Source organism: Geobacter grbiciae (assembly GCF_018531165.1).
Lineage (GTDB): Bacteria > Desulfobacterota > Desulfuromonadia > Geobacterales > Geobacteraceae > Geobacter > Geobacter metallireducens.
Map to the genome: position 1 here is coordinate 83,806 of NZ_JAHDIW010000013.1, position 21,415 is coordinate 105,220.

General features: G+C 57.9%; 18 protein-coding genes and 1 pseudogene. 14 read left to right on the top strand and 5 right to left on the bottom strand.

Annotated features, from left to right (window positions below):
* Window positions 1-66 precede the first annotated feature (66 nt).
* Window positions 67-873: pseudogene (locus tag KJB29_RS14870) on the top strand (sigma 54-interacting transcriptional regulator); the annotation flags it as partial.
* Window positions 874-1,294: 421 nt separating this feature from the next.
* Window positions 1,295-2,200: a bifunctional enoyl-CoA hydratase/phosphate acetyltransferase gene (locus tag KJB29_RS14875; RefSeq protein WP_215735207.1), complete on the top strand. Its 906-nt coding sequence runs from the start codon at window positions 1,295-1,297 to the stop codon at window positions 2,198-2,200.
* A 225-nt stretch (window positions 2,201-2,425) separates the two neighbouring features.
* Here KJB29_RS14875 and KJB29_RS14880 read toward each other — a convergent pair whose 3' ends face one another.
* Together KJB29_RS14880 and KJB29_RS14885 are read right to left on the bottom strand one after the other, a co-directional pair.
* Window positions 2,426-2,857 carry an RrF2 family transcriptional regulator gene (locus tag KJB29_RS14880; RefSeq protein WP_215735208.1) on the bottom strand — a complete coding sequence of 144 codons (432 nt, stop codon included), beginning with the start codon at window positions 2,855-2,857 and terminating at the stop codon, window positions 2,426-2,428.
* Between the two features lie 81 nt (window positions 2,858-2,938).
* Window positions 2,939-3,385 (bottom strand): GNAT family N-acetyltransferase, encoded by a 447-nt coding sequence (locus tag KJB29_RS14885; RefSeq protein WP_004513108.1) that lies wholly within the window; start codon window positions 3,383-3,385, stop codon window positions 2,939-2,941.
* 366 nt (window positions 3,386-3,751) lie between these two features.
* Here KJB29_RS14885 and moaA point away from each other — a divergent pair, with 366 nt between their 5' ends.
* Together moaA and KJB29_RS14895 are read left to right on the top strand one after the other, a co-directional pair.
* Window positions 3,752-4,732, top strand: a complete 981-nt coding sequence (gene moaA / locus KJB29_RS14890) for a GTP 3',8-cyclase MoaA (RefSeq protein ID WP_215735209.1) — start codon at window positions 3,752-3,754, stop codon at window positions 4,730-4,732.
* Window positions 4,733-4,759: 27 nt separating this feature from the next.
* Window positions 4,760-5,200, top strand: coding sequence for an MOSC domain-containing protein (locus KJB29_RS14895; protein ID WP_215735210.1), 441 nt, complete (start codon window positions 4,760-4,762; stop codon window positions 5,198-5,200).
* A 717-nt stretch (window positions 5,201-5,917) separates the two neighbouring features.
* Here the strand turns inward: KJB29_RS14895 and KJB29_RS14900 are convergent.
* From KJB29_RS14900 to KJB29_RS14910, 3 genes are all read right to left on the bottom strand, one after another.
* Window positions 5,918-6,238, bottom strand: coding sequence for a hypothetical protein (locus tag KJB29_RS14900; RefSeq protein WP_215735211.1), 321 nt, complete (start codon window positions 6,236-6,238; stop codon window positions 5,918-5,920).
* 116 nt (window positions 6,239-6,354) lie between these two features.
* Window positions 6,355-6,603, bottom strand: coding sequence for a BrnA antitoxin family protein (locus KJB29_RS14905; RefSeq protein WP_215735212.1), 249 nt, complete (start codon window positions 6,601-6,603; stop codon window positions 6,355-6,357).
* Window positions 6,593-6,859, bottom strand: a complete 267-nt coding sequence (locus KJB29_RS14910; protein WP_215735213.1) for a BrnT family toxin — start codon at window positions 6,857-6,859, stop codon at window positions 6,593-6,595. Before KJB29_RS14910 ends, KJB29_RS14905 begins: the two co-directional genes overlap by 11 nt.
* A 612-nt stretch (window positions 6,860-7,471) precedes the next feature.
* Between KJB29_RS14910 and oah the strand changes: the two genes are divergently transcribed.
* From oah to KJB29_RS14960, 10 genes are all read left to right on the top strand, one after another.
* Window positions 7,472-8,617, top strand: a complete 1,146-nt coding sequence (oah, locus tag KJB29_RS14915) for a 6-oxocyclohex-1-ene-1-carbonyl-CoA hydratase (RefSeq protein WP_215735214.1) — start codon at window positions 7,472-7,474, stop codon at window positions 8,615-8,617.
* A gap of 203 nt (window positions 8,618-8,820) precedes the next feature.
* A complete protein-coding gene (locus tag KJB29_RS14920; protein ID WP_215735215.1) occupies window positions 8,821-10,782 on the top strand; it encodes an aldehyde ferredoxin oxidoreductase N-terminal domain-containing protein in 1,962 nt (653 codons plus the stop codon).
* Between the two features lie 47 nt (window positions 10,783-10,829).
* Window positions 10,830-11,369: a 4Fe-4S dicluster domain-containing protein gene (locus tag KJB29_RS14925; protein ID WP_215735216.1), complete on the top strand. Its 540-nt coding sequence runs from the start codon at window positions 10,830-10,832 to the stop codon at window positions 11,367-11,369.
* A gap of 26 nt (window positions 11,370-11,395) precedes the next feature.
* Entirely contained in the window at window positions 11,396-12,547 is a 1,152-nt protein-coding gene (locus KJB29_RS14930) for a (Fe-S)-binding protein (RefSeq protein ID WP_425514124.1), read from the top strand.
* A gap of 62 nt (window positions 12,548-12,609) precedes the next feature.
* A complete protein-coding gene (locus tag KJB29_RS14935; protein ID WP_215735218.1) occupies window positions 12,610-15,654 on the top strand; it encodes an FAD-dependent oxidoreductase in 3,045 nt (1,014 codons plus the stop codon).
* Window positions 15,655-15,704: 50 nt separating this feature from the next.
* The gene (locus tag KJB29_RS14940; protein ID WP_215735219.1) at window positions 15,705-16,472 is read left to right on the top strand and encodes a hydrogenase iron-sulfur subunit; all 768 of its coding nucleotides are present in this window, start codon (window positions 15,705-15,707) and stop codon (window positions 16,470-16,472) included.
* Window positions 16,473-16,514: 42 nt separating this feature from the next.
* A complete protein-coding gene (locus tag KJB29_RS14945; RefSeq protein WP_215735220.1) occupies window positions 16,515-16,967 on the top strand; it encodes a complex I 24 kDa subunit family protein in 453 nt (150 codons plus the stop codon).
* A gap of 9 nt (window positions 16,968-16,976) precedes the next feature.
* Entirely contained in the window at window positions 16,977-18,884 is a 1,908-nt protein-coding gene (locus KJB29_RS14950) for an NADH-ubiquinone oxidoreductase-F iron-sulfur binding region domain-containing protein (RefSeq protein WP_215735221.1), read from the top strand.
* An 11-nt stretch (window positions 18,885-18,895) separates the two neighbouring features.
* Window positions 18,896-19,549: a 2Fe-2S iron-sulfur cluster-binding protein gene (locus KJB29_RS14955; protein ID WP_215735222.1), complete on the top strand. Its 654-nt coding sequence runs from the start codon at window positions 18,896-18,898 to the stop codon at window positions 19,547-19,549.
* Between the two features lie 24 nt (window positions 19,550-19,573).
* Window positions 19,574-20,878, top strand: a complete 1,305-nt coding sequence (locus tag KJB29_RS14960) for an aminotransferase class I/II-fold pyridoxal phosphate-dependent enzyme (RefSeq protein ID WP_215735223.1) — start codon at window positions 19,574-19,576, stop codon at window positions 20,876-20,878.
* Window positions 20,879-21,415 lie beyond the last annotated feature (537 nt).

The following is a 21,415-nucleotide window of genomic DNA, read 5'->3' on the forward strand; positions in this document are numbered from 1 at the left end:
TGTGTCAAAGAGCCATAAGAATCAAACCGTTACAGAAGTACATTCAAACTTTACCGGACAGTAGTGTTGTTCGGCGTTGAAAAGGGTGCCTATACCGGGGCAGTAACGGCCCGTGCCGGGCGCTTCGAACGGGCGAACGGCGGTACTTTGTTTCTCGACGAGGTGGGTGATTTGCCCCTTTCGGCGCAGGCCAAGCTCTTGCGTGTCTTGCAGGAAGGTGAGCTCGAACGCGTCGGCGACCATAAAACCCGTAAGGTCAATGTGCGCTTGGTGGCAGCGACCAACATCGATCTGAAGCAACTGGTCCAGGAGGGGAGGTTCCGGTCGGACCTCTATTATCGGCTCAATGCCTTCCAGATCAACATCCCCCCTCTCAGGGAGCGCAAGGAGGATATTTCACTGCTTGCCCGACGTTTCCTGGAAAAATATTCCGCGATCCACGGCAAGAAGCTGCGCGGCTTCACCGATAAGGCCAAGCGTGCGCTCCTGGCCTATCCCTGGCCGGGCAACATTCGCGAACTGCAGAACATGATTGAGCGTGGCGTCATTCTTGCCCCAAGCGGCACCCGCATCGAGCTGGAGCATATGTTTTCGGCCAGCGGCGACGAGCATGCCCATGAACTCGGGCTCGACGGCAATGGCGATCTTAACGGCAGCCGCGGGAAAGGTGCTGAAGAAATTTGTGAGATGGTTTTTAGTGGCGCCATGACGCTGGATCAGCTGGAGGCCATGTTGATTGAAACCGCTGTGAGCAAGACCGGCGGCAATCTTGCCTCGGCTGCCAGGAAACTCGGCCTGACCCGGCGACAGTTTGCCTACCGATTGAACCGGCTGCATGAAGGAGAGGTGGCGGGAATAGGGGGCACTGCCTGACCATGGGGCAGGCAGGGCTAACCTGTCCGTAATCAGAACGAACTTTCTTATTAATTGATTAAACGATAAAACACGGTTACATGATTATTTGATCATATGATCAAATGCCTTGCCTTTGCTCGCCGATCAATGCATCAAGCCCGGTTACCTCCATGATCGCTTGCCTGATCCGCTTATGCCCTCCTTCGTGTGTCCGCAGCCGGTCCAGGTCGTAACTAGTCGTAACAAGACTGGTTTTTCAGAAAAAATAACAACCAATAATTACAGCATGCTGGCGAATGATTTTGCTGCTGGAATTGCGCTGTGTAAATGGACTGATAATTGCAAAACAGTATTTTACAAAAAGTACGATGGGTGCCGTTGCCGCCGGTCCCGTAGGTGCGGGGAGGGAGAGGGATTTCAATTCAAAAGGAGAGTAGACATGCTTAAATCATTCGATGAACTGATCGCTGCCGTTCAGGAAAAGCCGAAGAAGAAAATCGCCATCGTATCCCCGGAGGGGACGACGGTGATGAAGCTGGTCAAGCAGGCGCTGGAGGCGAAACTGGCCGAGTTCATCCTTGTCGGCGACGAGGGGAAGATAAAGACCATGTCGGCCGAGGCCGGCTTTGATTCGAATCTCATCAACATAATCAACATCCCGAATCAGAAGGATGCAGCGGAAGAGGCGGTCAGGCTGGTGGTTGTGGGCAGCGCCAACGCCATCATGAAGGGGAACCTTCCCACCGCCACCTTCATGCGGGCAATTCTGGACAAGCAGAAGGGGCTGAACGACAACAGGGTAATCAGCGAGATCACCATCTACGAAAAGATAGTGGACGCACCGGGAGGTGGTTTCCGTTTCCTCACCGATTGTGCCATCAACGTCCAGCCGACCCTGGACGAGAAGAAACAGATCATCGAAAACGCCGTCGGTCTGGCCCACAAGCTGGGAAACACATTGCCGAAGGTGGCGGTCATCTCGGCCGTCGAGGTGGTCAATCCGGCCATGCCCGATACCATCGAGGCTGCGGCCTTGAGCAAGATGGCGGAGCGGGGCCAGATCGAAGGGTGTCTTGTCGAGGGGCCGCTGGCCTTTGACAACGCCATATCCATGGAGGCGGCCAAGTACAAGAAGATCAAAGGCGAGGTGGCCGGCCAGGCGGATATCATCATGGCCCCCAACCTCCTCTCAGCCAATCCCCTGCGCAAATGCCTGGTCTACTACACCCAGCAGCGGATCGCCACCGCGGTGATGGGGGCGAAAGCGCCGATCGTGCTCACGTCCCGCTCCGATTCGGCCGAAACCATGCTCCTTACCATTGCCCTGGCAGCGTACATATCCTGACTAAGGGAGCGTCCTGGCGGTCAATGGTAGGTGTGAAACAGGCAGCCGAGCCTCGTGCAAAAGCCATCTCGTCTCCCCGCAATGGGAGGAGGTTGCGCGAGGCTCGGCCGCCGGCATGGATGTGCCGGGGAGTGGAGGGGAAAGGCTGCTGTACCGAAGAAGGGGCGGGGCAGGGAGGTAAACGATTGACGGGACGGTGCCGGATCGTTCGTTGAGGCAAAGGGTTCAGCTGTTCTGGGTTTTGATCTCAGCCCGCTGGCGTGCGCCCTTCAGGGCGGTTTCCAGGGTGATTGTGTCCAGAACTGCTTTGGTGAGGTCGTCGATTTCGTTCGCGATGCTCTTTAGCTCCGCAAGTATCGGGACGTCTAAAGGGCTTCCGTGGGGCACATCAAGCTCGGATTCCATATTTTCGAACATCTGGATTATATCCAGCAACGTCGTTCGCTGAATGTTGCCCGAAAACCGATAGCCGCCGCCAACGCCGCGTACTGCCTGTACCAGTCCTTCGTGGACCAGGTCGCGCATGATTTTTGCGAGATGATGGGGAGATACGCCGTATTTGGAAGCGATCTCGCCGGTCGACAACTGCCGCTCAGGGTCGCTGGCCAGTTCCAGTACGGCAAATAGGGCGAAAAGGCTGGCTTTATTGAGTCTCATGGTATTCCCTCTCCAGGGTGAAACGTATGTGGAGTTTTGCCATGCACTTTGTATTGCAGAGGGCAGCCGGCAACCTTTCGGTCAGTCGAGCGGTTTCTCCAGCTCGATATACCTGCCCGTCCGTAAGCCCATGCTGCGAAAGAAGGACAAGGTCAACTTGTTATCGCGATCAACCATGGTGCGTACCGTGGTGACCCCGGCCTGTTTCAAGCGGGCGGATATTTCGTCGAACATGCGCCGGCCGATGCCTCCCTCACGCGCTTTCGGCGAAACGGCAATGGCAAACACCCACCCGCAGGGTGGTGACCCGAATTCCCAGGCGCGAACCTCGCCGGCAATGAATCCGACAACCCTGCCGTTCGATTCTGCCACGAGGAAGATCCGATCGCTTTTGCCGCCGGTAACAAAACGGTCAAATATCCCGCGCCAGTAATCAGCCTTTTCCGTCTTGGAAGTGACGGTATCCAAGGAGATTACATCGTTGAGATCGCTTGGCTTTGCGTTACGGATGGATAATTGATCGCTCATTCGTGACCTTGCCGGCACTCGCATCTGGAACCGGGCCGGCGCTCTTTCTCTGGCCCGGTGTGCGAGATAGCCCAAAAATATTTTCCGTGCTTGAATGATCCTCTTGGTAAAAGTGGTACCATAATACCGTAATAGGTCGGGGGATTCAAGGATATTTCCGCAGATTGTTTTTTATCTCGTTATTGCGGGAGGTAAATCTATGAAAATGCAACTGTTTATTGCATGTGAGCTGCTTCGTGCCAAGTGCGCCGGAATTGTCTTGACATCTAAAATATTAAAATGGTACCAAAATACTATAATATCTCGTCCCCGGTGTCCAGGTAGACGGCACGTTTTTGAACAGATCGTTTGATATGTGAGGTGTCTATGTCCCCGTCAGATATCTATGGGAGAAAGATAAATTACCTCCGGTTATCGGTAACGGATCGCTGCAATCTCCGGTGCACATACTGCATGCCGGCCTCTGGCATCAAGAAGCGCGCACACTCTGACATCCTGAGCTACGAGCAGCTGCATCGGATTGCGGAAGCGGCGGTAGACATCGGTGTCGAGAAGATCCGGATAACCGGTGGTGAACCGCTGGTCAGAAAGGGGATGCCCGGTTTTCTTGCCGGCCTGAAGCGGATTCCCGGCTTGAAGAAACTCGTCCTGACCACAAACGGCGTGTTTCTGGGGAGTATGGCCGGTGAATTGAGAGACGCCGGTGTTGAAAGTGTCAACATAAGCCTGGATTCGCTGCGTCCCGACGTGTTTTCCCGGATTACCCGGCGCGGCGATTTGTCCAGGGTGTTGGAGGGAATCGCCGCTGCCGAGCATGCCGGGTTTGAGCATATCAAGCTGAACATGGTGGTGATGCGCGGGGTAAACGACGCCGAGGTGCTGGATTTCGCAGCGCTGACCCTCGATAGGCCATTGAAGGTGCGATTCATCGAATATATGCCGACGCTGAAGGAACGGAACTGGCAATCCTTCATGGTCCCCGGGGACGAATTGCTGTCCCGGCTTTCAAAACGGTATCCACTGCGAAAAGTGACCAATGACGCACTTGACGGGCCGGCCGTCTACTACCGGATTGACGGGGCCGCGGGAACGCTCGGATTCATCACGCCGATATCCAGCCATTTCTGCCAGAACTGCAACCGGATCAGGGTCACCTCTTCGGGAACGGTAAAGAGCTGTCTGTTTGACGATGGGAAAACGAGCCTCAAACCTTATCTTGACAATGGCGATGACGCCGGACTGCGGGAAACGCTGCGCCAGGTTGCCGGCATGAAACCCCACAGGCACATGTTCATGTCCCGGGAAGCCGACAACCATTCGTTCACCATGTCGCAGATTGGCGGGTGACGGACGCGAAGTCCGAAGGAGAATCCGATGGGTAAAGTCATGGCAGTCTGCGTGAGCAAAAACAAAGGCGAACGGAAGACCCCAGTGGATAGTGTCCGCCTGCTCCCGAACCATGGCATCGACGGCGATGCCCACGCGGGGGATTGGCACCGCCAGGTAAGCCTCCTGGCGCAGGAAAGCATTGAGAAGATGCAACGTATGGGACTCTCGGTGCAGGCGGGGGATTTTGCCGAGAACATCACCACCGTGGGAATCGATCTCCCCGGCCTGCCGATCGGAACACGGCTCAACGTGGGAGAAACGACCCTGGAAGTTACCCAGATAGGGAAGGAATGCCACACGCGCTGTGCCATCTATTACCAGGCCGGTGACTGCGTGATGCCAAAGGAAGGGATCTTTGCGAAAGTCGTGCGCGGTGGCGGGATACGGCCGGGGGATGCCATCGACGTCGTGAAGCCTGTGAACTGAAACCTTACCCACGGTGGGGAGTCGCAGATTTTGTGATTCTGGCGGCTCTATTTTTTCGACCAACGGCTCTCGGCGTGACCTGTGCGGCGGCGACAGAGTCTACGCCGTTGTTATGTGCTGTTTTTTGTAAAATACCAGAAAATCGCTTGGAGAAAGAACCATTACTCCCTGACACAGTTCCATTGGGAAATGCACTTGATTTCCTGTAACTACGCATATCGAACATGCGGCTATGGTGACTTCCAAGAATGGTTCATCATCAATATCGGGGAGAGGTTGGGGAAGCGGAGAGGAAGCAACGGTAACCCCACGATGTTCAATATGATCGAGGAGTGCTGCCACCTTGTCTTTGTCAAATGTGAACTTAGGGCGGTTGAGCCGGTGCGCAGCTGTTTCGCGCGACCGGTTGAGCGCGTGGTGTACGCCCGGCATGGGCGTGAACTTATGGGTGCAAGTACCCTGTGCGTAGAATCCAACAGGTCGTGAGACAGCGTAAAAGGCCGGGGTGTCCAGGCAAGTCAGCACCACATGACGAAGTCCCGCGGATTCAGGATGCCAAGGTAAATGCTGCGGTTGTATGGCGGCAGTTCACGTTCTTATCCGGGGAGATCAGCTCCACATGCGTTTCGTGAAGACGTCGCCACTCATGGTGATGTGGAGGCCGGGGGAGAATAACCCCCGGCTATCCGATTGGAAGGGAATTCTGCTATTACCCCTCTATCTTGGAGGGGCCATGTTCGGAAATTTTTCAGCAAATGTCTTCTCGCTGGTTTCCATCATCCGCTTCCCCTCTGAAATCATCACATCTGCTTCTTCAATTTTGTCCTTTCCGTCCTCTATCATTTTCTGCCCTTTTTTCTTTAACTCCTCACCTTCGATAAGCAGGCTATTCCCCTCATTCCACTTTTTAGACAGTTCCCGGGCAGTTTCACCCTGGAGAAGCATCGTATCGCCCACGGTAGGCTTAGAACTCGCACACCCACCAGCAAGCATGGTTACAACGATAAGGCACACCTTGCTCCAACACGCTTTTCGCATGATATCTCCTTTGGGGTTGTTATGAATATGTCTGACGGGGCCGAGGCTGACCCGCCCACTCAGGTTTTTCGGGCGGGCAGCATCCACGGGTCTGTTGGGCGCGTGCCGTTGTAGGATCAGGCGGCACGTCCCATCTCTTCACGAATAACTTTGCGCAAGGTCTCTTCAAGGTTGGCTGAATCATTCTTTAGGTACTTACGCAAGGCATCGTTAATCAGTGTCTGATAGCCTTTGCCCGCTGCATCCGCACGATTACGAAACTCTTCGAGGATGGCATCGTCTAGATAAATGGTGATCCGCGTTTTCCCGGTCTGCGGCACGACAGCGCCACGCTTTGCTTTAGAAAAATCGTATTCAGCTTTCATAGCATTTCCTTTCTTTCACGGTTGCCGGACGTGCCGAAATAAGCCGGATTTCCTCACCGCGGTATGTGAAGACGACAACAAGAACTCTCCCGATAGCATCCACACCAATCGACACGAATTTCTGCTCTCCGTCCGCGTCCTTGCCTTCGCGCTTCAGGGCCATGGGATCAAACAGTACTGGTTCAGCATCGGAGAACCTGATCCCATGCTTGCGGTAGTTGGTTGCAGCCTTGTTCGGATCGAAGGTAATTTTCATGATTTACCCACATAATATGTATTTTGTATGCATATATCAAGGGAAGAGAACAGAGAGATTTGTAGGCGTCAAAGGGCTTATTAAGCAGGCCTCCAGCGATGACTACAGTCATTGCATCGTTTCTTTTCCGTTTGCAGGAGCAGAGGCAGTCCCAATAATTCCCAAGTCAGAAATTAATTCAACGAATTCATCTGGATGCTTATCTCGAAAGTCATCATGGCGTAGTTAAAAGTTTATACGGTGGTTCCGCATCGCTTCGCACCGCGTAAACTCTTAACACGTTGACCGGGTTTAAGAATGAGGCGGGTTTTCATTGTTCTCTCGGGGCAGTAAATTTCGCCAACTATACGCAACTTTTGATGAAATATAAATTAAAAATCATGAACGTGTGACGCCACGCCCACACCCGGTTTCTTCCCGAACCACCGAACTTCTCCGCAATATCTGGTAATTTCACAATCCGTTTCAGGTGGCCCCGATGTGGCCGGAGCAAGAAGAAAAAAAGTGCTTGACACTAAATTGGTAATGAAGTACTAATTTACATAAATAGAGCTTGAAACGTTGTTTGAATAGCAGGTCTTGTACGAAACTATCCAATGGGGAGGAAAAGCAATGGCGACAACAGACGAGATAATCGCAAGGACCGCACCGGGGCATCTGATCGATCACAATCTTATCGACCGCGAGGTGGAGAGCCTCTGCGACGGCATGGTCCGGTACGAGAAGCGGCCGGCCAAGCGTCGTGACGGTTCGGTGGTGGAGGGGCTCTATAACGCCTGGATCATCTTCAATAACCCCAAGCAGTACAACTCCTATACCACCGACATGGTCAAGGCCACCATCCTGGCCTTCCGTCGCGCCTCCGTCGACCGCGAGGTGAATGCCGTGGTCTTCACCGGCGTGGGCGACAAGGCGTTCTGCACCGGCGGCAACACCAAGGAGTACGCGGAGTACTACGCCGGCAATCCCCAGGAGTACCGGCAGTACATGCGGCTGTTCAACGACATGGTCTCCGCCATCCTCGGCTGCGACCGGCCGGTCATCTGCCGGGTGAACGGCATGCGGATCGGCGGCGGCCAGGAAATCGGCATGGCCGCAGACTTCAGTATCGCCCAGGATCTGGCCAACTTCGGCCAGGCAGGCCCCAAGCACGGTTCGGCCGCCATTGGCGGGGCAACCGATTTCCTGCCGCTCATGATCGGCTGCGAGCAGGCCATGGTCTCCGGTACCCTCTGCGAGCCCTTCTCGGCCCACAAGGCGGCCCGGCTCGGCATCATCGCCGATGTGGTCCCGGCCCTCAAGGTCGGCGGCAAATTCGTCGCCAACCCCACCGTTATCACCGACCGCTTCCTGGACGAGTATGGCAGGGTAGTCCAGGGCGAGTTCAAGACCGGCGCTGACTTCAAGGCGGGGCAGGCCCAGATCAAGGAAGGGGAGATAGATCTCAGCCTTCTCGATGAGAAGGTGGAAGAACTCTGCGCCAAGCTCCTCGACACCTTCCCCGAGTGCATGACCAAGAGCCTGGAGGAGTTGCGCAAGCCGAAGCTCCAGGCGTGGAACCTGAACAAGGAAAACTCCCGCGCGTGGCTGGCGCTTAACATGATGAACGAGGCCCGCACCGGTTTCCGCGCCTTCAACGAGGGGACTAAGGAGACCGGCCGCGAAATCGACTTTGTGAAGCTTCGCCAGGGTCTGGCCAAGGGAACTCCCTGGACTGAGGAACTGATCGAGAGCCTCATGCCGACCGGCCAGAAGTAAAGGATGCAGAACGCGTCCGGTGCCTCTTCTGGACTGGGGCACCGGACGCAGGAAGCGCGGAAAGCATTTCGAAAAGAGTCTCTAATCAAATAATGTTTGACAGAAAATAAGTATTGTAGTACTAAATTACCAAAGAGCAACAATGTTGCATCGGTCCCGATAGGCGGAGCCCGTATTAAGGTTACTTACGAAGGGGTAATAATATGAGGTATGCAGAGACCGGATATGTTCTGGAAGTCGATCTGACCAAGGGAAGCATTGAGAGGGTGGCCACGGATCCGAGGGACACCGAGATGTATCTCGGTGGGTTGGGAACCAATGCCAAGATTCTGTGGGACAGGGTTCCCCCTGAAGTCGAGCCATTCTCTCCGGAGAATCTCCTGATTTTCGCCGCAGGCCTGTTGTGCGGGACGCCGGCAACGGGATGCAACCGCACCATCGTCTCCACCGTTTCTCCCCAGACCAAGCTGATGGCTTTCTCGATGATGGGGGGATTCTGGGCGCCGGAACTGAAGTATGCCGGTTATGACAAGATCATCTTCCGCGGCAAGTCGCCGGAGCTGGTCTACCTCTATATCAATAACGACAAGGTTGAGATTCGTGACGCCTCCCACCTGAAGGGAAAGGGGGCCATCGAGACGGCGGAGATCATCAAGAAGGAGCTGAACGAGCCGCGGGCCCAGGTGGCCGCCATCGGCAAGGCCGGGGAAAACCGGGTCTTCTATGCCTCCATCGAACAGGGGCGGTCCAGTGCCAGCCGCGGCGGGATCGGCGCCGTCATGGGGGACAAGGGGCTTAAGGCCGTCGTCGTGCGCGGGACCAAGGACCTCTGTGTGGCCAAGCCGGAGGAGTACATCGGTCTCTGTAACGAGGTGCTCGACTACATCAAGCACCGGGAAGAGAATCCGATTCCGGACGTCATGCCGATCCTGGCCGGCCTCGGGTCGCCCCAGGAGATGAAGGTTCACGACGAAAAGTGGCACACCGAGAACTTCAACTGGGGTAACGCCCGTACCCGCCGGAAGGACTTCTGGACCGACGAGGTGTCGCACGCCTGGGAAAAAACCATGGATAAGGCCCGGACGCGCCTCATCAGCTGCTACAACTGTCCCATGAAGTGCGGGGCCACCATTTCCATGGAGGGGCTCCCCACCTACATGATGAAGTGCTTCACCAAGCTCACCTATACCATGGCCGCCTATTCGGACCTGGATTTCGGGCTGCGGATCGCCCAGAAGGCCACCGAGTACGGGCTTGACGGCTTCTCCGCCCCGCAGGTCATGGCCTTTGCCTTTGAACTCCTGGAAAAGGGAATCCTCAAGGAGTCCGACTTCCCGGGCCTGCCCGAGGGGAACGAAGAGAGATTCTTCTACCTCCTCGACAAGATCGTCAATCGCGACGGCATCGGCGACATCCTGGCCAACGGCACCTACTGGGCGGCGCAGGAGATCGGCAACGGGGCCGAAGAGTACGCTCACAACAACATCAAGAAGCATGAGCAGCTGCCGCTCAAGCTTTCCATGCTCAACCCCATCTACTATCTCATGTACTGCACCGGGGAGAAGATCAACATCACCCAGATCGAAGGGCAGTTCCCCCAGGCGCCGTATCCGAAGCTCGAGCAGCGGGAAGCCTTTGTCAAGGACTGGATCCAGGTGCCGGACGAGAAGTTCAAGAAGATCTTCCTGGAGTGGGAGCCCCGCGGCGAGAAGTCGATGCCGCACTTCCCCACGGTCGACATGTGCTGCGACATCGTCGACTGGCAGGAGATGATGCACTACATCGACGACGCCCTCGGGCAATGCGCCGGCCTCTCCTCGTTCCCCCTGAAGCCGCCGTACCACATCCACAACTATCCCAAGTTCATCGCGGCAGGCGCCGGTATCGAGATGGACACGGAGAAGCTCAAGAAGGCGGCGAAGCGCTACCGCACCCTGGTCAGGGCCTTCAACATCAGAAGGGGGATGAGAAGGGTCGACGAGCAGCCCCCCGCGAACCACTGGAAGAACAGGTTCCCCGAGCTGGAGAAGGAGCTTCTGGATTCCTACTACAAGCTCAAGGGATGGAACGATGACGGCATCCCGACGAAGGAAACCCTGGACGATCTGGGTCTGGGCTACGTGGGCGAGGAATTCATCAAGCGCGGGATTCTGTCGGCCAGCTGAAAAGGCTTCCGCGGCAACAGAGTTACTTGAGAGTGGAGGGCGAGAACTTGAACAGCGAGACGAAGAAGAGAATAGTCAAGACCATAAATATCGATGCCGACAAATGCAATGGTTGCCGGGCCTGCGAAGTTATCTGCTCCGCCTTCCACGCCATGCCGCCGTACAGCAGCAACAATCCGGCCCGCTCCCGGGTCAGGGTGGTGCGCGACCCGCTTCGGGACATCTATGTGCCGCTCTATGCCGGGGAGTACACCGAGTCGGAATGCATCGGCCGGGACAAGTTCATCATTGACGGCAAGGAGTACGACGAGTGCGGGTTCTGCCGGGCATCCTGCCCCTCCAGGGACCTGTTCCGGGAGCCCGATTCGGGCCTTCCCCTCAAGTGCGACCTCTGCGACGGCGAGCCCGAGCCCCTCTGTGTCAAGTGGTGCCTCGTGGGTGCCCTGAGCGTCACGGAGCGGGAAGTGGAAGAGCCCGATGAGAGCGTGAAGAGAACCGAGATGGAAATAGGTCTGGAATCCCTCATCAGCAGATTTGGCGCTGACGTGATCGCCGATACGGTTGAGCAGCTCACCAAAAAACGCTAACTCGACAGAACAGGATGGGTGCCATCGTGGAAACCGTTACTCCATACAAAGAGATCATAGATGTCATCAAAGAAAAGGGGGGCGACTCGCTCAAGTACTGCTACCAGTGCGGTCTGTGCGATTCGGTCTGCCCCTGGAACCGGGTACGGCAGTTCAGCATGCGCAAGATCGTCCGTCAGGGGACGTTCGGCCTGACCGAGATCGAGCAGGAAGACATCTGGCGCTGCAGCACCTGCGGCACCTGCCCCAGCCGCTGCCCCAGGGGGGTGAACCAGATCGAGGCCGGGGTCGCCATGCGCCGGATCGGCGCGGAATACGATGTCTATCCCGGCCACGTGGGGACGATCCGCAACGTGGTGGCGAGCCTCACCTCCGAGGGGAACTCCCTGGGGGGCGATCGGACCCAGCGGGGTGATTGGGCCAAGGACCTGCCGGTCAAGCCCTATGCCGAGGGGATGGAGCTTCTCTACTTCACCGGCTGTTACCTGAGCTACGACCCGAGGATGAGAAAGGTGGCCGCTGCAACCGCCGCCATTCTCAACAAGGCCGGGGTTGATTTCGGCATCCTCGGATCAAAGGAGAGCTGCTGCGGCGAGAGCATCCGCAAGACCGGCAACGAGGAGCTGTTCAAACGGCTGGCCAAGGAGAATATCAAGCAGTTCATCGACAACGGCGTCACGAAGATACTCGTTTCCTCGCCCCACTGCTACCACACCTTTGTGAACGAGTATCCTGAGTTCAAGGTGAACTTCGAGGTGGTTTTCATCTCCCAGTACATCGGCCAGCTCATCAACGAGGGGCGGCTCACGATTACCGGTGAGTTTCCCAAGGCGGTCACCTACCACGACCCCTGCTACCTGGGGCGCCACAACGGTATCTACGACGAGCCCCGGGAGGTGTTGAAAAAGGTTCCCGGCCTGGAGTTGCTGGAGATGGCCGACAACCGGGAAAGCAGCCTCTGCTGCGGCGGTGGCGGCGGCCGGATCTGGATGGAGACGCCGAAGGAAGAGCGGTTCTCCGACCTGAGGCTCAGGCAGGCGGTCGATGTGGGAGCAACGGTGCTGGCCACCTCCTGCCCCTACTGCATCACGAACTTCACGGACAGCAGCCTTGATCTGGCGGAGCATGAGAAGGTCGAGGTGAAGGATCTCACGGAAATCATCCTGGAAGTGATCTAGGCACTGAGCCGGAGCAACGGAAGCAGAGTATTGAAAGCACTCCAGTCGAAGGGCGAACTTCTATGAATACCTCAGACAGAAACATTGGTGACGTACTTATTGTCGGCGGCGGGATCAGCGGTATTCAGGCCGCTCTCGATCTGGCCAATTCGGGGTTCCGGGTCTTCCTGGTCGACAAATCTCCCGCCCTGGGCGGCAAGATGTCGCAGTTGGACAAGACCTTCCCCACCAACGACTGTTCCATGTGCATCGAGTCGCCGAAGTTCATCGAATGCGCCAGGAACCCCAACATCGAGATCATCACCTATACGGAAGTGGAGCGTGTCGACGGCGAGGCGGGTGACTTCAGGGTTACGCTGACCAAGAAGCCCCGGTACATCTCCGAGGAGAAGTGCACCGGCTGCAACATCTGCGTGGACTACTGCCCGGTCAAGATTCCCGACCCGTTCAACCAGAACCTGTCCGAGAACAAGGCGGTCCATATCTACTTCTCCCAGGCAGTTCCCTTGGTCACCTATGTGGACCCGGAAACCTGCCTCTATCTCAAAGAGGGGAAGTGCCAGATCTGCGTCGGCGCCTGCAAGACCAAGGCGATCGATCTCCACCAGAAGCCGGAGACCATGGTGGTGGAGGTGGGGGCGATCATCCTCTCCCCCGGCTACGAGACCTTTAACCCGAAGCTTCGGGGCGATTTCGGCTACGGCCGGATGCAGAACGTAGTCACCAGCCTCGACTTCGAGCGGATTCTCTGTGCCACCGGTCCCTACGAGGGTGAGATCCTGCGCCCTTCGGACAAGAAGCACCCCCACAAGATCGCCTGGATCCAGTGCGTCGGCTCCCGGCAGGTGAACGAGGGTGGGAACAACTACTGTTCGGCCGTCTGCTGCGCCTACAGCCAGAAGCAGGTGATCCTGGCCAAGGACCACGACGCCGACCTCCAGGCCACCATCTTCCACAACGACATCCGGGCCTACGGCAAGGACTTCGAGCGCTTCCACCAGCGTGCGGAAAAGCTCTCCGACGTGCGCTTCATCCGGAGCTACGTAACCGTGGGGAGGGAGATTGAAAGCACCAAGAACGTCACCATCCGGTATTCGACCCTTGACGACGGGGTGAAGGAAGAAGAATTCGACATGGTGGTCCTGTCGGTGGGCCTCAATCCGCCAAAGGATGTTGAGTCGCTGGCCCAGAAGATCGGCATCGAGCTCACCAATCAGAAATTCTGCAAGAACAACCCCTACAACCCCATCGAGACCTCCCGCAAGGGGGTCTTCGTTAGCGGCGCCTTCCAGGGGCCCCTCGACATCCCGGAGTCGGTCGTGACCGCCAGCGGCGCTGGCGCCCTCTGCGGCCAGCTCCTCTCCTACCGGCGCGGCCGGCTGGAGCGGGAGCGGGTCTACCCGCCGGAGAAGGATGTCTCCCAGGAGGAGTTGAAGATCGGGGTCGTCGTCTGCTACTGCGGCGCCAACATCGGCCGGGTCGTCAATATCCCCGAAGTGATCGAATACGCGGCCACGCTTCCGAACGTCGCCTGGGCCGGCGAGAACCTCTTCGCCTGCTCCACGGAGAACGCCAAGCAGATCTCTGACGCCATCGTGGCAAAGGGGCTCAACCGGGTTGTCCTGGCCGCCTGCACCCCGCGGACCCACGAGCCGCTCTTCCGCGATACCTGCCGGGAAGCGGGGCTCAACCAGTACTTCTTCGAATTCGCCAACATCCGCGAGCACTGCTCCTGGGTCCACTCCCGCGAGAAGGAGAGCGCCACCCAGAAGGCAAAAGAGATCGTCAGGATGTCCGTGGCCCGGGCCGCGCACCTGGAGCCGCTGCAGGAGTTCCAGCTGCCGGTGGACCACACGGGGCTCGTGGTCGGCGGCGGGGTGGCCGGCATGACCGCCGCCCTCAACATGGCCGAGCAGGGTTTCGAGGTCTACCTGATCGAGAAGGACGACGACCTGGGTGGCATGGCACGGCGCCTCCACTACACCCTGGAGGGGATGGATGTCCAGTCCTACCTCGCGGACCTGGTCAAGAAGGTCTACCGGCATCCTCGGATACATGTCTGGACCGATGCGAATATCACCGACGTCTCCGGCTACGTGGGGAACTTCGTCACCACGGTGGCCTCCCAGGGTCGCAACCGGGAAGTGAAGCACGGCGTGGCCGTGATCGCCACCGGCGCCCAGGAATACAAGCCCACGGAATACCTCTACGGCCAGAGCGACCGGGTCTTGACCCAGCTGGAACTGGAAGGGGAGATCGTCAGCCAGAGCGAGAAGGTGACGGGCGCCCAGAGCGTGGTGATGATCCAGTGCGTCGGCTGCCGCCAGGCGGACCGCAACTACTGCAGCCGCGTCTGCTGCAGCCAGGCCATCAAGAACGCCCACAAGCTCAAGGAGATCAATCCGGAGATGGAGATCCAGATCATCTTCCGGGACATGAGGACCTACGGCCTCAAGGAGACTTACTACCGCGAGGCGTCGGAGAAGAACGTGAAGTTCATCCGCTACGAGGCGGACACCAAACCGGTGGTGGAGGCTGCCGGGGATGGCTTCAAGGTCACGGTCCCCGATCCGGTCCTTGGCCAGATGATGGAGCTGGAAGCCGACCTGGTGGTGCTCGCCGCCGCGGTCATCCCGGCCGAATCAAGCCAGGACGCCGGGAAGTTCTTCAAGGTCTCCAACAACCCCGACGGCTTCTTCCAGGAGGCCCACGTGAAGCTCAGGCCGGTGGATTTTGCGGCGGACGGTGTCTTCCTCTGCGGCACGGCCCACTATCCGAAGCACCTGTCGGAAACCATCAGCCAGGCCTATGGCGCAGCAGGACGCGCCGTGGGGATCCTCTCACGGGAGACGGTCACCGCCTCCGGGGCCGTATGCGATGTGACCGAGAGCGACTGCGTATCCTGCGGGGCCTGCATCACCGCCTGTAAGTACGGCGCCATCTCCTTTGTCGACACGCCCCAGGGGAAAAAGGCGCGGGTCGAACCGATCCTCTGCAAGGGTGACGGTCTCTGCAACGCGAAATGCCCGACCGGGGCCATTTATCTGAAACACTACACGGACGACGAGATATTTGCCCAGATCGACGCGGCCTTTCCTGAGCACTAGGAAGGCACTACACAGAGGGCAGCGGCTGTTGCCCGGGAAGGAGAGTACAGATGAGTAACGGACTAGATCATAAACCCAGCGTAGTCGGTTTTCTGTGCACATGGTGAGCGTACGGCGCTGCCGACCTGGCTGGAGTTTCCAGACTGCAATATACAACTGAAACAAAGATTATCCGCGTAATGTGTACCGGCAGAGTGGACCTGGCATTCGTGCTCAGGGCATTCTCCAAGGGGGCTGACGGGGTGTTCATCGGTGGCTGCTGGCCCGGCGAATGCCACTATGTCACCGAAGGTAACTACGATGTGCTGAAGAACGTGCACATCGCCAAGAAGATCCTGGAGAGGATCGGCATCAATCCCGACAGGCTGCGACTCGAATGGATCTCCGCCTCGGAGGGGATGCGGTACGCCGAGGTGATGAACGACTTCGGCAAGAGGCTGAAGGAGCTGGGGCCGTTGGGCAAAGGGGAAGGAATAGAGCCGGGCGCCCTGAAGCTCAGGCTGGAAGCGGCCAACAAGCTGGTACCGTACGTGAAGCTGGTGGAACGGGAACGGCTGCGGCAGCGCTTCAAGACGGAGCAGGAGTACACTGATTTCTTCGCCAGTGATGAGCTGAAAAAGCTCTTTGACGAACTGGTGGCAAGCAAGCTGGCGGTGAGCCAGATTACGCTTCTCCTGCAGGACAAGCCCCTGAACACGGGAGAGATCGTAACAACCCTCGGCATGAACGCATCAGAAGTATCACGGCACTTGAAGAGCGCGACCATGCACGGGCTGGTCAGGTTCGACGAAGAGCTGAAGCGGTACGCACTGGCCTGATATGAAGGCGGATGCGGACTACGGAAGAAAAGGAAGGCGACCATGGATATCTCAAAAATAGACCAGATCATTGACAAGCATGACGGTGAAACCAGTTCGCTCATACAGATCCTGCTGGATATCCAGAGCGAGCACAATTGGTTGCCCAAGGAGGCGCTGAAAAGAGTCTGTGAGAGACTGCAGGTGCCCATGAGCCGCATCCAGCACATTGCCACGTTTTACAAGGCCTTCAGCCTCGTTCCGAAGGGGCGTCATCAGGTTCACGTCTGCATGGGGACCGCCTGCCACGTCCGGGGCGCCCAGCGGGTCCTCGACACGGTGCAGGAGGTGACCGGCGTCAAGTCAGGCGAGACGGACTCCGACATGAAGTTCAGCGTCGAAACCGTTAACTGCCTCGGTTGCTGCGCCCTGGGACCGGTAATGGAAGTGGACGGCAAGCACCATGGCAACATTGCCCCGTCCCAGATTGCATCCGTGCTGAATAACTGCGAGTAAGGGTGATTTATGACAAGGTTGAACTCCCCTGAAAAATTGGAATGTGCCAGGAAGGACATCGTCTCCCGCATTGACCCGACCAAGCCGTGCATCTCGGTATGCGCCGGCGCCGGCTGCCTCGCCTCCGGGGCAGCCGAGGTCATCGCGGCCTTCAAGACGGAGCTTGAATTCCATGGCCTGACGACTGAAGTGAACACCAAGGGAACCGGTTGTCCTGGCTTTTGCGAGCGTGGACCCATCGTGATGATCTACCCCGAGGGGATCTGCTATCTCAAGGTGAAGCCCGAGGACGTCCCCGAGATCGTCTCCCACACCATCAAGGAGAAAAAGGTGGTGGACCGCCTCCTCTACGAGGATCCGGCCACGGGAACGAGGGCACTGCGGGAGTCGGATATTCCCTTCTACAAGAACCAGCAGCGTAACATCCTCAGCGAGAACATCCGGCTCGATTCCAAGAGCATGGACGACTATCTCGCCATCGGCGGCTACTCGGCCCTCTCCAAGGTCCTCTTCCAGATGACTCCGGAAGATGTGATGGGCGAGATCAAGAAGTCGAACCTGCGGGGGAGGGGAGGGGGCGGCTTCCCCGCCTGGAGGAAGTGGGAAGAGTCCCGCAATGCCCCGGACCCGATCAAGTACGTGATCGTCAACGCCGACGAGGGTGACCCCGGCGCCTTCATGGACCGGGCGCTCATCGAGGGGAATCCCCACTCGATCCTCGAAGGCCTGATCATCGGCGCCTATGCGGTCGGCGCCCATGAGGGGTTCATCTACGTCCGCCAGGAATATCCCCTGGCCGTCGAGAACATCAACCTCGCCATCCGGCAGGCCAGTGAGCGCGGTTTCGTCGGCAAGGATATCCTCGGGTCGGGTTTTGATTTCACCGTTAAGGTGCACATGGGTGCCGGCGCCTTTGTCTGCGGCGAGTCCTCGGCACTCATGACGGCACTGGAGGGGCGAGCCGGCGAGCCGCGGCCCAAGTACATCCATACCGCCGTCAAGGGGGTCTGGGACCACCCGAGCGTCCTGAACAACGTGGAAACCTGGGCCAACGTTCCCCAGATAATCAATAAGGGGGCCGACTGGTTCACCTCGTACGGCACCACGGGGAGCACCGGGACCAAGATCTTCTCCCTGGTGGGGAAGATCACCAACACAGGTCTCGTGGAAGTGCCGATGGGCGTTACCCTGAGGGACATCATCACGAAAGTGGGGGGGGGCATTCCCGGCGGCAAGAAGTTCAAGGCCGTGCAGACCGGCGGCCCCTCCGGCGGCTGCATCCCCGAGTCGATGCTGGACCTGCCGGTGGATTTCGACGAGCTGACCAAGGCGGGCTCCATGATGGGGTCAGGCGGCATGATCGTCATGGATGAAGACACCTGCATGGTGGATATCGCCCGATACTTCATCGACTTCCTCAAGGACGAATCCTGCGGCAAGTGCACCCCGTGCCGGGAGGGGATCCGCCAGATGCTCGCGGTCCTAACCAGGATCACCGCTGGCAAGGGAAAAGAGGGTGACGTCGAACTCCTGGAGGAGCTGGCGGAGTCCATGGGGGCGGCACTTTGCGCCCTGGGCAAAAGTGCCCCCAACCCGGTCCTCAGCACCATCCGCTACTTTAGGGACGAGTACGAGGCCCACATCAGGGACAAGAAATGCCCGGCCCTCTCATGCAAGGAGATGATCGCCTTCCATATCGATCCGGAGAAGTGCAAGGCCTGCGGCAGCTGCTTCAGGCAGTGCCCCGCCGAGGCGATCCACGGCGGCAAGAAGCTGATTCACATCATCGACCAGGAAAAGTGCACGAAGTGCGGAACCTGCCTGGATGTCTGCCCGTCACGCTTCGGCGCGGTTCGGAAGATTTCCGGCGAACCGGTTCCGGCCCCTGTCCCTGAAGACAAACGAGCTATTGCCTGAGAGAGAAAACCATGAGCGAAATCAACTTGACGATTGATGGGAAAGAGGTTGTCGCCACCGAAGGGATGACCATTCTGGATGCGGCGAAGTCAGTTGGGATTTCCATCCCCACGCTGTGCCACCACGAGAAGCTTGAGCCCTACGGCGGGTGCCGCATTTGCACGGTGGAAGTGGAGGTCCGCGGGTGGCCGAAGCTGGTCGCCGGCTGCATCTATCCGGTGGAGAAGGGGCTGGTGGTACGGACCAGGACCGAGAAGGTGGACAAGGTCCGCAAGGTGCTGCTGGAGGAGATGCTGGCGCACGCTCCCGACTCCGAGGAGCTGAAGGCGCTGGCCCAGGAGTACGGGGCGGACAGGGATCGCTTTGAGAAACATCCCTCCTTCTGCATCCACTGCGGCCTCTGTGTCAGGTACTGTGCCGAGATAAAAAAGAAGAATGCCGTAGGATTTGTTGACAGGGGGTCAAACCGTGAGATAAGCTTCATTCCGGAAATAGCCGCCAAGGAATGCTGGGACTGCAAGGAGTGTTTCCCGCTCTGTCCCACTTCGGCGCTGCAGGCGGCATACGTGCTGGCCGGGGCGCTGATGACACCTCCCGAGGAGGCACATTCAGGCGGCTGCGGGTGCTCATGTTCATGCGGCTCCGCGCCGGAACAGGCCGGATAGAATCTTACCTCAAGGAGGAATCACGTGAACCCATTGGCTGTTGAATTGAATGATCTGCTTGCCCAGCACAATCCCTACGTTCTGGAGATGCTGTCCGATCTCGGCAAGAACCTTTTCTTTCCGAAAGGGATCCTGACCCAGTCGGCTGAGGCAAAGGAGAAGGCTCACAAATTCAATGCAACCATCGGCATTGCCACGGAAAACGGCGGGCCGATGTACCTGCAGTGCATCCAGGACAAGCTGTCCGCCTTTGATCCAAAGGACATCTATCCCTATGCTCCCCCCGCGGGCAAGCCGGAGCTGCGCTCCCTCTGGCGGGAGAAGATGCTGCGGGAAAACCCCAGCCAGCAGGGTAAGCACTTCAGCAACCCCATTGTCACCAACGCGCTGACCCACGGTCTCTCCATCGTGGGCGACATGTTCCTCGACAAGGGAGATCACCTGCTCCTCCCGGACATGCTCTGGGGGAACTACAACCTGACCTTCGGTACCTGCTGTGGGGCCGTCATCAGGAAATATCCGACCTTCACCGTAAACGGCGGCTATGACGTCGATGCGTTCAAGGCGGAGCTGAAGAACAGCGCCGAGGAAAAGGGGAAGGCGGTTGTGCTGCTCAACTTCCCCAACAACCCGAGCGGCTACACCCCGACCGTTGCCGAGGGGGATGCGCTGGTGGCCGCCATCAAAGAGGTGGCGGAGGGTGGCTGTAACATCGTTGCCATCACCGACGATGCCTATTTCGGCCTCTTCTACGAAGACAGCCTGAAAGAGTCCCTCTTCGGCAAGCTCGCCAACCTTCACCCCCGCATCCTGGCGATCAAGCTGGATGGCGCCACGAAGGAGGAGTTCGTCTGGGGCTTCCGTACCGGCTTCATCACCTTTGCCGATGGCAACAGCTATGAGAACGCACCGGTCATGACTGCCCTTGAGAAGAAGGCCATGGGGATCATTCGCGCCCGCATCTCCAACTGCCCGCACCCCTCCCAGACGTTCGCCATTGAGGCGCTCCGTTCGCCGAAGTTCCTTGAGCAGAAGGAAGAAAAATTCCAGGTTCTCAAGGGGCGCGCCCTCAAGACGAAGGAAGTTCTGAACAGCGGCAAGTTCGACAAGGCCTGGGACTACTACCCGTTCAACTCCGGCTATTTCATGTGCCTGAAGCTCAAGACCGTGGATGCCGAAAAGCTGCGTGTCCATCTGCTTGACAAGTACGGTGTCGGGGCCATATCCATCGGTAAGACCGACCTGCGCATCGCCTTCTCCTGCATCGACGAAAAGGATATCCCCGAACTCTTCGCCACTATTCACCAGGCGGTGCAGGATCTTTCGTAATCTCTCCTCGTATCGGATATTGTTAACAAGTAAAGGCGGTTGGGTTTTCCCAGCCGTCTTTTTTTATGTGCGCCAGGCATGGCGCGTGGCGCGCAAGCGCCATCCACTCAACTGTGGTGGTTGAGTGGTGACTTGGAGGTGAAAGTCCTCTACGGACCCTGATGACGGGAACCGTTAGCCGAACAGCAAGGGTGTCCGGGGTGACCCGGAATCTGAAGGAAGCTGTAAGCAAAGCCCCGGCCTGACGAACAGGAATCGCATGAGGCAGCCATACCGGCCGAAGAAATCAGCACAAGAAGCCGTAGGAGTCGCGCGGCGCAGATGCTGGCGTTACGACTGGGTGCTTGATCTCGATATCAAGGGTTTCTTTGATGCAATCGATCATGAACTCCTGATGCGGGCGGTATTTGCCCACTGGCAATTTCTTCAGATATGGGCTGGACGATAAGAGCCGGATGAGCCGAGAGGTTCACGTCCGGTTCTGTGAGAGCGTGGGGGTGAGATTCCCCGGCGCTACTCGACTGGGAGGACGGCGGG